The organism is Bremerella sp. JC817 (assembly GCF_040718835.1).
GTDB lineage: Bacteria > Planctomycetota > Planctomycetia > Pirellulales > Pirellulaceae > Bremerella.
Genome location: NZ_JBFEFG010000268.1, coordinates 457,102 through 472,662 on the forward strand (window position 1 = coordinate 457,102; position 15,561 = coordinate 472,662).

Annotated in this window: 8 protein-coding genes; all 8 read right to left on the reverse strand. The window is 51.7% G+C overall.

Going from position 1 to position 15,561, the window contains the following annotated elements; all coding sequences use genetic code 11:
• Positions 1 to 5 precede the first annotated feature (5 nt).
• A complete protein-coding gene (locus AB1L30_RS13230) occupies positions 6 to 3,827 on the reverse strand; it encodes a protein kinase (RefSeq protein ID WP_367013892.1) in 3,822 nt (1,273 codons plus the stop codon).
• Positions 3,828 to 3,880: 53 nt separating this feature from the next.
• The gene (locus AB1L30_RS13235; RefSeq protein ID WP_367013893.1) at positions 3,881 to 5,020 is read right to left on the reverse strand and encodes a hypothetical protein; all 1,140 of its coding nucleotides are present in this window, start codon (positions 5,018 to 5,020) and stop codon (positions 3,881 to 3,883) included.
• 35 nt (positions 5,021 to 5,055) lie between these two features.
• Entirely contained in the window at positions 5,056 to 6,114 is a 1,059-nt protein-coding gene (locus tag AB1L30_RS13240; protein WP_367013894.1) for a hypothetical protein, read from the reverse strand.
• Between the two features lie 2 nt (positions 6,115 to 6,116).
• Positions 6,117 to 6,926, reverse strand: a complete 810-nt coding sequence (locus AB1L30_RS13245) for a MotA/TolQ/ExbB proton channel family protein (RefSeq protein WP_367013895.1) — start codon at positions 6,924 to 6,926, stop codon at positions 6,117 to 6,119.
• Positions 6,927 to 6,961: 35 nt separating this feature from the next.
• Positions 6,962 to 9,043 (reverse strand): hypothetical protein, encoded by a 2,082-nt coding sequence (locus AB1L30_RS13250; RefSeq protein ID WP_367013896.1) that lies wholly within the window; start codon positions 9,041 to 9,043, stop codon positions 6,962 to 6,964.
• A 23-nt stretch (positions 9,044 to 9,066) separates the two neighbouring features.
• Entirely contained in the window at positions 9,067 to 10,500 is a 1,434-nt protein-coding gene (locus tag AB1L30_RS13255) for a GYF domain-containing protein (protein ID WP_367013897.1), read from the reverse strand.
• Between the two features lie 2 nt (positions 10,501 to 10,502).
• A complete protein-coding gene (locus AB1L30_RS13260) occupies positions 10,503 to 13,151 on the reverse strand; it encodes a hypothetical protein (RefSeq protein ID WP_367013898.1) in 2,649 nt (882 codons plus the stop codon).
• A 100-nt stretch (positions 13,152 to 13,251) separates the two neighbouring features.
• Complete coding sequence (locus AB1L30_RS13265; RefSeq protein ID WP_367013899.1) at positions 13,252 to 15,528, reverse strand: hypothetical protein; 2,277 nt, start codon at positions 15,526 to 15,528, stop codon at positions 13,252 to 13,254.
• Positions 15,529 to 15,561 lie beyond the last annotated feature (33 nt).

Here is a 15,561-nt window from a genome sequence, read left to right on the forward strand (position 1 = left end):
GCTGCTTAGATTCTTGCAATTTGATCGTAGAAAGATCGGACATCCTTCCAGAATTGTTCCAGCCGAGCGCGTTCAGCCGGGTTCGTGGCATATGTATTAACTTCGCGCAGGGACTTAAAGTCTCGGTGCGTGAGCATTTGTCCGAGCCTCCGTGATATGGACATGCGGTTCTGCATCGCGAATGGTGCTCCTTCTGAGATATCAATTTGCTGGCAACTATCGAATTCGGTGGTCAAATAGGCAATGGCCAGTTCTCGCCAATGTAGTCTCTGCTGATCGCTGCCAATCGGGCCAGGACTCTTGCCTAGAGATGCCAGACACGCAGAACGGGCCGCTGCTAATCGAAGATTGCACATTCCCGCGGTACTTGGGAACATACCAAGGTCAATTTCCATAAGAAACTGCATCAGTCGCTGAAACACGGCAGCCTGCTCCGCCGGTGGACGATTTGCCCAGTGCCGTTGAATATCCTGCTGCCAAACAGATAGATCAAGATTTTCGCCCTGTAAGTCTGGACGATGGACTTCAAGGATTTCACTGATGCTGGCGATAATCTGATCGACATTATTGACGTCGATATTCGAGCGGATTTTGGGCGGAAGAACCTGCTCAAATAGGTTGGCGGAGATATCGTAGTCGCCGCGAATCGCTAAATATTCCGCTGAATAGACCTTGATACGCCCCCAGAGTGGCTCCCGCAGTTGTGCCCGGAACATTGCCTCAATTTCATCGCGGGATTTGTCACTCGTTTGTTTATCCAGCTCGGAGTACCACTGAACGACCTGCATTCGAATTGGGATCTCGTCACTTACCTGTAAGCCCATAACCGTAAATGACCGCCCATTCTGCCGCTGTAGCCAGGCTAAGGCCCGTTGGTAGTCAGATTGTGCGTCTTCAAATCTCCCCAGGCTACCATCCAGGATTGCGCGGACCAACCAGAAATCGAAGTTCTTTCCATATCGCGACAGATACAAAGCTCGATCGTATAGTGAATCCAGATTTCCTTGTGCCAAGTCAGAGACCATGCCACCAATATAATATTCGTCATCGTGCACTTCGCTTGCATCGACCCCCGCGTAGATGGCGTTGGCCTCAATCACTCGACCAAGCCCTGCCAGTACAATCGCCTGAACGATTTTTGAACGGCTCGAAGATGGAAAGTCTTTCGCCAGGCGTTCGCAAGCTTCTCTCGCCTCCGCGAATTGCTCTAACCGAAGGTAACAGATCGCACTCGCACATATTACTTCCAGTCTATCTAATTCAGAGGCTAACTCGTTTTCCAAGATTCTGACAACCTCGTCAGGCTGCCCCAATGCCATTAGCAATTCGACCCTGCGCAGCACCAGATAGGTATCACCTCCTTTCACCCGATTGGCTTCTTCGAACAACGCCACCGCCGCCCTGGCATCACCACTCGATAGTTTTGCCAATGCCTCGACATAATGCCGCATCCAACTGCCGGGATGATTCTCTTGAATTTGGGCCGAAAGTCGCTCTAACTTATCCTGGTCGTTGGCATCCAGAATGAGGGCCATTACAAGCATTGCCACTGCACTCTTAGGACGCCGCTCTAAAGCAGCATTAGCCCAGATAACCGCTTCGTTCTTATGATTTGCCGCCTTAGAAAGATCCCCGGCATTTTCTTTTGCCGCAAAGAGAATCGCAAGATAGAGACTTAACCAGAAATTATTGCGATGCTGAAACTCCATCAATCGTAACACTCGAACAGGATCACTATTTGCTTCCACATTTCTCCGCAACAACACATCTAGATTGCCCGGAGTTAAATCAGAAGCAGAAAGAGTCTTCATGATTTTCGTTAACTCGATCGTCGATAGTGGGCTATCGGACAGTCGAAGCTGAACGGCAATCGATTCTGGATTCAGGCTCCGCATCCCTTTCAGTAATTCAGGATGTCCCTCCACTGGGATCATCTCGATCAGTTCATTGGCAACCAGGATCACCTTGGATTGCAGCACGGGGGACGCATCGCGCAGACGAGGAGCAATCATGGATTTAGAAAACCCGGCCTGCTCTAAGAGCCTTTCGGCTTTGGCAACCATTTGCTTTTTAGATAGGTTGTGATCCAGCTTAGAAAGAAGTCGTTCCTCCATCAGCTCATCGGCGGCGACAGCAAACTCAACAAGCTGCCGAGCGGCAATAATCTTCGCGGTTGTTATCTCGTTCAAATCTTGTCGTTTTAGCGAGTTAATATCCCGGAGTGTTTGTGCAGCAGCTGCCAGTCTCCCGTCAGCGACGTCCGCCTCGACACTGGCTAAACGCTCCTCGATGCTTTCACTGGCGTTATTGATTTCGGTACGTCGCGTAACCTCGCTGCGATGACTATCGTAAAAGCGCCAGGCAAACCCCAGTGAGCCTAATAGCAGTAAAACCGCAGCGACAACAATCGCAGCTCGAAGCGATTTCTGCAGTGGTCTTTTCGCGTCGAATAGTTCTTCCTGCCTCTGTCTGTTTGCTCTGTTTGTAAACCAATACTCTAGTGCGTCACGCAGTTCCGCCGCCGTCCGATAGCGTGCATTTTGATTCGGATTCAATGCCGTTATTGCGACATCTACGAGGTATTTTTCACGCACATCACGAAGACGTTCACGACAAGCACTCAGATCTGCCTTTTGCGCCGCCGCGACCAATTGCATTGGTGTTCGCGCCACGTAGGGTGGTTTACCGGTGAGGATCACGCATAAGATCGCGCCCAGACTGAATACATCGGACGTTGTGTCAACTTTTTCGTGAACTGCGTTGGCTTGCTCGGGGGGCATATAGCTAGGCGTACCGATTATCTCACCATCGACTGTAAGTTCCCCGCAACGATCGCCGTTCTTTATCGCGTCTGAGTTTTCTTTTAGCGACGAGGCAACAACTTCTTCCGTGGCTCTACACGGTTTGGCCAGCCCCCAATCGATAACCCACGGAGTTCCATTTAGATCGAGAACAATATTGGATGGTTTCAGGTCGCGATGAAGAATGGGGGAACCGGGATAATGATGAGCAATCGCTACTGCGTCGCATATCTCGATAAACTTACGGATCCAGATCTCAAGGCCGTCTTCGACCGAGCGGCGACGAAATAATGCCTTCATAAGTGTCTCTGGTCGCTCGTTGCCCGTCCCCGAGATCAGTCGCATGGTGAAGTAGCGAGCATTGGCAGGAGACGTTGCTTCGCCACAATCATAGATCGGGACGAATTTTTCTGAATCAAGGCCCGCTAGCGTCTGTGCTTCACGCAGAAAACGGTGATTCACCACACCGCCAAATCCACGATCAGGCAGAATTAACTTGACCGCAACCTTGCGATTGAGTCGTAGTTCCAGCGCGGAATAAACGACCCCCATACCGCCGCGACCGATCTCCGCCAGAATCACATAGCCCGGAATCACCGGTAGAGAACTAGCAATACCATCCTCTAGTTCCTCTGCCAGTCTTCGGGCTATCGAAGGCAGGCGCCTCGAAGCGGAAAATTTCTCGAGAAGTTCTTCCAAATCTGGAACGGAACCAGTCTGCAACCTGGCTAAATACTCGCAGACCAACAAATCGTCTGGAACTTGTTCGGCGCGGAAGGCATCAGGATATTTGCCTGCATAGTGATCCAAAAAAATGACCGTTGGACAATCGGCTTGCCCACGTCGTCGGATCCTGAACTCCATATCGACACGGACCAACCAATGTAGGAACGAGTCCCACTCGGTTGCTGGCACTGAATCTCGCCACGAGAGATAGAAAGCCTGAATATCAGGCTGCTCCTCTCCAAACCAGGCCTCTTCGAACGCCTGTACCAACGTGCGAGTCTCACGAGAAAGTGCAATCATCGCTACTCACATGAAAGTATGGGAGGAAATACGAATAACAGTTCGTGGGGTGACTATTTATATGCGGCCAGTCTATCGACCTGCGCTTCGAGTTGTGCAAGGCGCGTCTGATTATTCTTCAATTGCATTTCCGCGAACATGTTTCCTTGTTGGCCTCGCATTCGCTTTTGTTGTGCCTCTTGGATCCGCACTTGCTTGCGCAGGCTCTGGAGTTGCTGTCGGAGATAAACGTACTGCTTGCGTACAGCGGACTTGGCGTCTGCCTGCAATTCACGGATCCTTGGATCAGGAGTTCCTCCGAGAGGTGTTACTGGACCATTCTTAAACATCTCAAGAACCGCCACAGGATCATAACGAATCAGTTGGTTGGCCTTCTGGACTGCTTCGTCAATCGCAGCCTGAAGATTCTCTGCTGAATAGGCACTGATTCCTTTTAGCGACTTGCTTGCCGAGTAAACTTCCAACCAGACTCCGACGATTGAACGAGTGCCTGCCATACTTGTTTCAATTGGCGTCCGCAGTTTGTACTCCGAATTGGCCTTCCACTCTGGAACGAAGTAATATCCCTTGATTTCATTACCGGCCCAGTCCTGAAAGGTCGCAACCAGCGTCGCATTCTTCAGGCTTACGGTAGAGTTGTTTTCAGCAATCGCCTGCTGCGAACCAATTCGCACTGCGAAGTCTTTATTATTTGCCTCTGGTTCTGCCGATAGCTCTTGAACAATTGGCATCAATTGACTGTAGTGGCTCCGATGAGTTTGATCTGCTTCCAACTGCCAACGCAAGACCACCTGGTTCTCGAGATGACGAGACATCAGTTCAAGAACGATGCCTTCAAAGCTCAAATCTTTTGCCCTAAGCGTCGGAATCACCTGCGATTCTTGTTGAATTAAGAATTCCATGTGCTTTTTTCCAACGCTCGCTAGAGTTGGGTGTGAGTCGAATGAACGATTGGCATATTGCCCGATACGACTAACCTTGCCAACAACCTTTTCGGTATCGAGCATTTCAAGCCAGATTTCCCCATCCATCGACACGTACGGAGCAAGCTCTAAGAACTCTGCTCTGATCTTGTCCTGATTCTGTAACTGGCCCTGTGCGACTGCTTCGCTCGGTGATGCTGACCCAATTCCCATTGCAGCCAAGAGCAACAGCCACCAAACCTCAACTTCCCAATTTTTATAACGAGACATCGCGGCCCCCTTTTTGAGGAAATCTAATAATCAAGCTATCGAGCTGAAAAACTTCCACCGTTATCAACAGCCATTGTTCGCAGGAACTCGACAAACGTCATGGTGATCTGCGACTTGCATGGCTCGTCAACCTGAATGGAGACACCGGAATTGTCATAGGCACCAATACCAACACAGTTAATTACAACGTTGCCCGATCCATTTCTCGTCGCAACATAATCAAGCACCGCCTGCTGTGAACAATTGGGAATGGTCGGACTACCATCCGTGTACAGCAAGATCGTGTCGACTCCAGAGCAATCGAATGCTCCTTGTAGCGCCCCTAGCGTTGGCGTCCCTCCCCCTACCTCCCATGCCGATATCCTCGCCTGCGCGTCACTACAAGCATTGGGGGTCCAGCGTACCAGCCCCGATGCGACCTTCTCGAAACGTGGATCACCCCCGCTGGTTCCCTGGCCACCGAAACCAATAACGTTGAAAGTCTCAGGTTCGAGATGCTCGATGAGGCCTGAGATCTCCTCTTTGACTCGTTCAAAACGGGCATCGGCACCTTCGCTCATGGTCATGCTTCCAGAAAGATCGAGGAGAACAACAACATTCTTTAGTTTTCCCTTCATACCCACGAAAGAAGCCAACGCCTCGCGTGCTTTTTCTACTCGCTTTTCCGCTGATTTGACTGTTTGTTCGGCTTGTCTCTTGGACTGCTCGACTTGTCTCTCTGCCTGGCGTTTGGCTTGTTCTGCTTGGGCTTGGGCCTCGACGGCATCTCGTTGAAACTGCTCCGTCTGCCGCTTGATCTCTTGCTGAATATTCTGTTGCTGCTGGGTCAATTGATCATTTTGACTCTGTAATCTCTCCTTTCGGACATTGAGCGCGGCTTCTTCCAGCCTCAGCTTTTCCGTGATCTTTTTCGCATCGGCAAGTCTCTTCTCGACATCCTCGTCCTTCTTCTGAACGCGAGTAATCTCCGAGTTCACCAAGAGAATCAAGCCCACGATCAACACAAGGAACAGAACCAATGTGTTGAATAGGAGATCACTGAACGACTCATAAAAATTAAACGACTCCTTACGGCTCTTGAGTGCTATACCCATAGCTAGTTCAATCCATATCTACGGAGGTCGATATCACGGGGAGTTTCATCTTTCGGCACGATTTCCCGGTCCTGCGCCGCATGACGCATGGCTGGCAACAGATGAACCTCACATAGTTCGGCTACGTGTCCAACGAGATTGTCGCTGTTAGAGTCGACAAGGATCGACAGAATGCGTAAAGCAATTCCTCCTAGGATGGCGCCGAACAACGTGGTGTAAAACGCTGTTTTCATATTGTCCATGACAAGCTTCATGCGACCATACAGTACTTCCGTCTTTCCCATGTTCTCGGGATCGAATGCCGCACTGAGTGGTTCAACAGCGAAGATCAAACCGATGATCGTGCCCACAAGACCGAGCGTGATGATTACCGTCGATGTTTGTTCTGTGAAACGGGTACGCGACTGCATTTTATTTTGGAGTAACGACACCAGGTTGTCTTGATTGATGGTGTTGTCGCGGCGATAGATTTCGTAGAGATTCGAGACATGGTCCCGAAACACACTGCTGATAGAAGAGTTGAGAAACGCTTGAATCCCAGGGGCGGTCTCTAACGCTGTAAGCTGTAAATTGGATAGTTTGAATTGTTGGTGAATGAAACGGATATCCCACGCACTTTTGAACATGCCTACAACAAACAAGACGAGTACAACAATGCACAGGCCCGACTTATCAGTCCGAATTGCATCCCAAAGCCGGGGACCGATGATCACAGCGATCAGCAGCAACGAGAATCCTGCCAATAGCAGCCATTCCCGTAGTGGGCGACGTTCCAGTGTCTTCGACTTCCGCGGCTTTCCGGTTTTATACATTGCGGTCATACTCTTTTTTTGAATGTAAATCGCGGCTATCGGGTAGCAGCAATCAACGGCATTTCAGCTTCTTCCGAATGCTTCGCGACGCGTACCTGGCTCGATGCCGTTAACTCGTCCATTTGAAGATGCAGGAGCTGGCCTTTGTCGCTCAGATAGATGGCCTCTCCTTCCCCAGCCATGATGAAGGCAGCACAATAAGACCGATGGCCGTATAAGTCATAGACAAATTCGCATTCACGCTGCTGTCCAGGCATCGCCTTAAGTTGCCATTGATCCGCCTGGCTGAGCTTTTGCAATGGATAGCTGATCCATTGCCCCGTTGGCTTCTCAAAGATGCAGTGTCCGTTGACGACCGACAATACTTTCATCGGTTCGTTCGAGGGAATTCCCTCCTGGTTGTGCCATACATGGAATTTCGAAAGATCGATTGGTGCCATTACTGGGACGGTTTCTGCGATCGTTTCGGTTTCGAGAACAGAGACCTGCGGAACATCTGGTGCTAGGTGCTCAGCTGCGTTCACGTTCAACCCGGTCGCTGAAATTGGCGTCGAGCAGGTAGGGATCCAGACACGTGATCGAACCCACGAAACACTCGAGCCACAGCAACTTCTTCGCCACGCAAACAGCCCGCGCCGACAACACCCGGAAACGAGGGACGGCTCCCAGCACGATACCGGCGTACACACATCAACGTATTGGCCGCAACAAGCCTCCGGAGGAGCGATGGAACTAAGCCCAGGTGAAACGGGGTAGGGTTGCGAAAGGACACTTTGGTCGGCCTGTCGTCGCTGGTCGAGCATCGATACTCTTGGTTCGTTGGCGGAAACCGACGATTTTGGCACAACGGCATTTGGAGCCGTTGTTTTCGAGTCTCGCGTAGGCGCAACAGGTGACGTTGTCCTCGGAGTCGTGGGCGGAACTTGGCGATTTGGAGTAACCGCCGGAGCAGCGATCGCCACCAACGCGTCGGCCTCATTTGGCAGGGAGCGGCCAAGTGCTACCGGGATGTTATGACGAAGATTTTCAGGTGTCACCTTTGAGGTAATCCACGCGGTAATTGCCTTTCGATCAAAGAAGACCGCTCGGTTTTTGTATTCCATCGCATCGGCAATTTCAGCCAGAATCGCTGAGCCAGCAAGCAGTTCTAATTCCGAGAAAATCGGAGCCTTATCAGGAATTCCGCCCGTAATACGATCGTAGTCCCCTTTGGCTGCGTTACGCGTTTCTTCGTCTTTGACGTCTAGATAACGCGCCGGAGGATAGTTCGGATAGCTTGACTCCATCAGTTGACGGTAGTTGTCGATGTCCTCTTTAGTGACGACCGCGAAAGGATCGAGTGCCGTCTCTGGTTTCAACATGGTCATCATCGCCCAAACTGATCCGCCAGAGAATAAGACGATCTTTCGCTCCCCGAGAACCGGCTTGGCCTTTATCTGAGCTTGCAATGCAGCGCCGACGATTTCCTGTGCCAGGCTCTTGGAGATTGAGACCGCGTCGCCCCCTGATTGATTGACGGCAGCTTCGACTTCTTGGGCAAACGTCGCCGTGCCAAAGGGCGCGTCCAAACCGATGAAGTCCTGGGTTGTTCCGGTTCCGGTGACAAACGTGCCCCCTTTGGTATTGCCAGAGCCAACGTCAACCACCATCGCGGTCGTTCGTTGTGCGGCCGGAATCAAGGCCAGGTTTGTCAGAGCAGCTTCTTCTCGAGCATCGATCCGCGTCAATGTGAGGCCTGCGGTTTCCTGAATGCTGCGAGCCAGATCTTGGTAGTTACTCGCAAACGTCGGAACGCCAGAACTTGCCACGCACGAGATGTTGGTCGCAGGCACCTCCATTTCGTTCATCAATGCCTCTTTAAACTGAGTAACGACGTGAGCGACATCCTGAATCTTTGCTTCTTTAAAGTTGACTCCATCCAGCCGACTAAGCGAGGTATTCGTGATGTCCTTGCCCAGTTGAAACATGGAAAGAGATCCATCCTCATTCACCTCGACCACGGTAGTCTTGATCCCCTTTGCCCCAATTTCGATTCCACCAAAACGCTCGGCGGCAATTGTGGTACTTGCCCACAACATCGCCCAGCACAACATGCCCAAACGTACATACAGATTCATTTCAAAGCCTCATCGTTGAAAAATCAGGGAACCCACAGGATTCCACCAGGAATGTGTTCTTCAATCTCGCCACGCATCTGCGAGATCTCAGGAGAAAACAGCACAGGAGGCGTTACCTCGTCCACTGCCATAAAGGTGTTGATCCCGCATACTGAGCCATCGTCACGAATCAGAGGCCCGCCCGAGTTTCCGTGTGAAATGCGAGCACTGTGTTCGATACTGGAAAGCTGCTGAATGTCAGTTGAGATCCGACTGACTTGACCACTGTAGTAGCTGAACTCCTTTTCACGAGGCAAAAGCATTTCGGCGACAGAGTGCTTTGTCCGAATTAGCTCTGCCTTATACGCTGCTTCAGCGGAATCATGTGCCCTGGAAGCCTGACCTGGAAACCCAAGGGAGTGAATATGATCGCTTCGCTTTACCCCCGGAGCACTGCAGAGACGGAAGTATTTAGAGGGCGTGGTGCGTTCGATTTTCCCAATCGCTAGGTCGAACCGGTTGCTCATGAAAAGCACTTTCATGTCGTACATCCGATCGCGAAAGAATACATATTTTGAAAACCTGAGTTCGGAACCTTTCGCCTTTACCCTCTGTCGCAGAGCGTTGATCGACTTTGCAGTATCTGCGCTAAGCTCGCGCATCATGGCTTCGTGGTCGGTGACATGTCGATTTGTCAGCAAGTATCCATCCGAAGTTACGGCGAAACACGAGCCGGTCGAAAGTGGAAAGAGATCGATCGTTTCTCCACCGGCACTGACTTCGGTAAGAGCGACGACAACCAGGCCAACCGCGTGATAGAAGGCCTCCTCGTCGCTGGCGTCGTCAATCGCAAGCCCGGAATCGTCTGCAACCGGTGGCAATGGGGGAAGTTCTTTGTCTAGATCGACTTTTAGAACGTCGACATCCGTGGCCAATGCTGGCTTCACATCGACTGCCGGCTGCTGACCAACGACCTCTTCTGATCCTACGGAAGATGACACCCCAGCAACGATCACAACCACCAGGATCAAACACCCCAGCGATACAGCACCGATCATCGCCATTCGCTTAGCTGATAACTTGGAATGAAAGTTCCCTGAGAATTCGGGACATTGTTCCGCGTCCTGCCACGACCTCAGGTGGGAAGCGAACACCGGGGTGTCTCGCGCTACCGTCCCCTGACTTACCAGCTGGATCATCTCGCGTTTGGTAAAGGGCCCTTGCTTGTCTCCTGCATAGGCATAATACCAGTCAGGCTTTTCGTTGACTGACGGAACCAAATCACTCCGAGACGAAGAATTTTCGACGGACTGACAACGAGCCTCGAGCAACGAAACGAGGTGTCCTGCCGACTCCCACGTCCTTCGGTCTGTCGAGACCAGATGCAGGCGTGAGAACTCTTTCCGCTGCAGCATCGCTAATAGTTGCTGATCCGAATAGGGGCCCGAGATTTTGCCGCCTAGTTTGATGTAGTACATCGTTAATTGCCCTTCAACGACAGTTGTGGCAGCACGGTAATCACTGGAAGGTATTCCAGTTCGTGTCGGGCCGCATTTCCCGAATCGGCCAGATCAATGGCTTGGGAGGGATCGGTTGGATTCAATACAAAATGCCTCGAACCTTCGACCTCTTGAACGGGTTCAAAGGGAAGGGGCGCGAACTTCCCTTTGCATTGCGTACAGATTTCTGTGATACGGAAGACGTGACTTACCTCTTGAAATCGAACTTCATCGGCTGTTTTATGGGTTTGCCAGTCGATGGAAGGGAGGGCCGCAACAATTTCGCTTGCTTGTTTGCGGAACTTTTTAAATTGACCATTCCCACTCCAGCTATCATTCAAAATCCATCGAGGGATACTGGTTTTGTTCCATTCATTTACCATCTCCTCGCATGCCTGGACCTCCTTGCTTGCTCCGAAGAAGTCGTTCAGAGAGCCACTACCAAATCGTCCTGCTTGGATGATCTGGTGCAACATCAACAGACGGCAGATCGGATCGATCTTACTCTCCCTCTCACCAGCACGAAGCTGTTCGTAGACGTCCCCATAGGTTTGATGCCAAGTTGCGGGTTCAACTGCTTCGAGCTTGGGAATGGCCTCGTCTGCGAACAGCGATTGAGGCGCCTTAAAAGTCAGCACGCCGTTCGGTATCGCAAATCGAGAGGACGGCACGTCCGCACCGTTAAGAGGGGCTGGCCCGACCTTTCCAGGAGCTGGCTCATCATCGAAATAGTGATGATTTTCGACACCTTCCGGGTCACGATACATCCATACGTCGACAATGTACTGCCCTTTCGATTGCCACTGGCCTAACAGCCTGGTGAAGTTCGTTCGTGCCGCCGCATGTTGCAATTCTTCGCGACAGAAGCGGTAGCCATCTCGGAACTGCGGAATTGTTTGAAAGGTCTGTGCGTGTTCGGCAGGGGGTTCCTGGTTGACGGCCAGGTCATTCGTGACGATGGCAATACTCAGATAGACCTGCCTTAAATTTTCATCGAGATTCTGAATCTCGGGATGAAAATGCTGATACTCTTGCAAAAGCCGATTCAACTCCTCACTTGTTACGCTGGCATCAAGCGACTCCACAAACTTCCAGTATCTGGCAATTGCCTCAAACTTCGACCAGACCGAATCAATCTCGGTTTCTGCCCGTTCCAGAATCTCGTCTGCTTCCGTACCGAGCATCAGTTTCAGATCTTCCGATTTAGACAGCACGACATTGGCATCTTGCCGCAGCGCCTCAAATTGCTTCTCGATCGCCATTTGGTCTTCACCTGGGTGCAGTTGCGCGGCGACCTGCGCGACGCGGTCGGATAATTCTTCAGACCAACCGATGAGTTTCGCCTTTTCAAGGTCGATGCTCATCCGATTACGATCGAGCCTTGCGATCTTGGCGGCATCCACCCGGTCACGGTGTTCGGCGGCTATCAGTCGCTTCTCTTCGGCAGCTGCAATCAGGAGGTCGATGTCTGATTCCGCAAAGATCGCCTTGTCTGCGGCTTCGATGTCTGCAAGCAATTTCTGAAAGGCTTCATGGCGATTGCGGTCCTGAATTACCGACTCGCGAAATGCGACCATTTCGGCCGTGTGTCGCAATTCCTCAGGTAGCGAGTCGATCTCCGCCAAGGCCTCGACGTAATCTTCCTCGGCCAAGGGACCACTCTTCACTTTGGCTATCGCACCTTCTAAAGCAGCTTCATGGGCCCAATGTTGCCCCAGGAAGTAGATGACCGTGGGGACCATCGTGATCAACAGCAGCACCGACACGGCGATAGCAAAGTAGTTGCCCTGTCGACTACGACTCGACGACATGAGTCGAGCCTGGTACTGCTGTTCCAGGTGTTCGTCCACCATCCCCATCGCCGCCGCCTTCGCATGCGCGATTTCAAGATCGGCCTGTTGACATTTCCGATCCTGAATCATCCGGGAAAGCCTTTCTCGGCTTTCAATCTTCTCTTGTTCGTAGTCGATCTCTCGTTGGCGTTTTTTCATCCATCGCCGAGCCTCGGCGACGCGCGGACTTATGTCCTCGGCAGGATGACTGATCTCAAACAGCAGTTGATCCAGTTCGCCGAAGGCAGTCACAACAGCGGCGAAGTCTTCTGCATCAAAGCAGCGAAGAACTTCTGCTTCCAACACGGGAAGTTGCTTGTGTTGTAGATTTCGGATTGCCTTCTCAAGCAGAGCGATCAGTGATGGCAGTACCGGTTCCAAGTAGTTGCTGTTTACCAGATCATCGGCAAGCTCACGAATCGCGGCTTCATTACGGTCTCGGGAGAACTGGCTGACATATTCAGGAATCTCGCGAAACCAGGCCTGTTCCGTTGCACGGATATCTGCCTCCATGAATGGATGGGATGGCTCGATAGCCAGGATACGACGCATTACTTGCAGCTTAGATGGAGCAAGTGCCCGGATCAGTACCAATCGCCGAAGTTGATCGTTGAGTGGCGTCAATCGTCCAGCAACATCGAATGCCTCCTGCAATGCTTCAACGTAAGCATCTTCAATCAACTCCGCTTGGAATTGCTGTCGAGTCTCTTCCGTCAATTTTTCGAGTGTGTTCGGCGCCAATGAGACCAGGCGAGCACACTCCGGCAACAGTTCTGGGAACTGCATCGCTAGTGCCACCGCGTTTTCGTAGTAGCCTGCCTTACGAAGTTCGGCACAACGGTGTAGTCTTGTCCGTGCAGCTCGGTAGTCCTCGAAGAATCGCGTGGGATGGGAGTGATCAGCTTGGTGCATTATTCGACTCCGGATTGACAGGAACGGGTTGCAATATTTTTGCTGGCGAATCGCCAAAAATCAGAATTGGAAAAACATCCTTTGTGTTTGAAGCATGGCGCCGAAACTCGCCTTCGAGGGTGCAATAGCGGAGTAGCGTTGCCATTGCCATCTGCTCTGCAGTAGGCGTCTGAGGAACATGGCTTAGCAGGGCGACAGCCATTGGTTGATCACCTCCTGCATGGTTATGGAGGACAACAACACCGGCGTTAATCTGGAACGGAGGTTCCCAACGGAAGGGAATCTCACTGGCACGACCGAACAAGGGGATTGCATCTGGCACCGATCCGTGAAAAGGTTGTCCTGCCACGAAAGGAATTTCGTAGCTTTCAATCTTGAGCGAATAGGCTGCTTCGGGCTTTCTTTTCAGATCCGTTGATTCTCTTTGCTCGGCGGGAGACTGATCGCTTTCGTCCTCTACTTCGTTGTGCTTCTCTGGTTCCGAGTCAGATTCTTGCTTTCGACCCTTGCCGGTTTTTTTCTTCGATGGAACAGGCTTTGCTTCTCCTGTTGCTGGCTCCGGAAATGCTTCGTCGAACATCGCGCGAGCCATCGGGCTTCTCCATCGTTGTCCGATGGACTCGGAATCGGGGTTGTCGTAGCTACGGATCGCAGGGAACGGGTCATTGAACAATATCCGAATATGCTGCGACGTTTCTCCTCCAAGCGATGTGAGGACGATGTCCACGGAGCTGAGGCGAAGCAATGCCAATTCTCCAAGGCCAGGCTCAGGTTTGACGATGACGCGGCAATCATCCTCCAAGGCTACTTCGGCAACGAGAACGTCTTCGAGATAGATCTGTGAAGTTGGTCGTTTCCCATTAAACTTTCGCTCGTGAACCTGCCCGTCGGCACCTAGCTGTCGGAGACTCTTCGTCGCACCAGGCAGTAGAGCGCATTCATAGACAATTTCAGGATCTATCTTTCCCCAACGCTCCATCCGACCTGCATCCAGGCAGATCAGTTGATCAGACACCGGAACTTTTGCCGTTTTAGGAGTCAGATCCGGGAACTGCTCTTTCGGCATTGGATCGCGCGGCGTTTCATCTGGCTGAATATCGAGCTTTGGCAATATTTTGCTTCCTTGGTGCTTTTCACTCCTTGTTTCTTTGACGGTTGGCCTCGCTGGTTCCACAGACTTATCGGGGATCGAGCTCGGTAGCGCGATCATCGCTGGCTTCTCTTCGAATGCTACTGCGTCAGCCACCGGATCACTCATCCATGCAAGTGTGCCGAGTACCCCTAACAAAAGCCCAACCCCGATGCAGGAAAAAGTGACTATGCCAGCCATTGATCGGCTTGGGTTCTTCGGAGGTGGCGGAATCGGTGCCTCATTGGATGGTCCTGTTCGACTTCGACTCCTTTGTTGATTGATCGCAGGCTTAGCGAATGTCTTGAAGAAGTCATCTTCGTCCTCCACTTCCAGCGCTGACTTTTTCGCATCGGATGACGGTTCTAAACTGATCGGGGCCCGATCTTTCTTCACCACGAACCCGATTTTTGCGACAGCGGGCGCCGGACGATTTAAGTCTAGCAATCGCTGCGTCGGCAAATTCGTAGCCTGTCGAGCAATTCCAGCACCTTCTACCAAGCCGATCCAATCGAAGGTGATACCCCGAAGATCTGCCCCAAGAGGTGAAATGAAGGTGATACTGTTAGCCTTTTCCCTAGAAAGCCGAGAAGCTGCATCAGCAAAAGCTCCAAGGACCATGTCGGGATTACTCCCCATCACAAACACGGGGCGTTCTGATTGCTGCGTCCATGTCATCAGCGTCTGCAGGCCAGCTTGGCCAGAAGCCGTCTTTTGCCACGGGAATTGGCGACACCGTTTGATCAAACTCAGCTTGCGTTGTTCCAGAAACCGGGGGGCCCCAGACCAGGTTGTCTCGAAAAGGGTACGCGAATTGAGAATGTCGAAAATAGTGACTTCACCCCCAAACATCTCGTCGGGAATTGCGATGTGATGCGAAACGAAGTTGTTTCGGGCCGTGTAGTCGAGTCCTGCACTGCAGGTTCGCGTTAGAACGTGCCACTTTGTTCCTTCTGCATCTTCGGTGATATGCGAGAAGACGGCAAAAGTGGAATCGCTGGGGGCATCGCGGAAGAAATCAAAACGACTGAGCTTCCGCATTGCCAATGTAAGTGGCTTAGGTAGTTCACGGGTCATCGCGACGACACCGAGCCCTGGGGCTTCAAAGGTTTCTGGCGCCGATGTATAGATCATTTCATGAATCAAAGGGACCGACTCCGCTGGGTA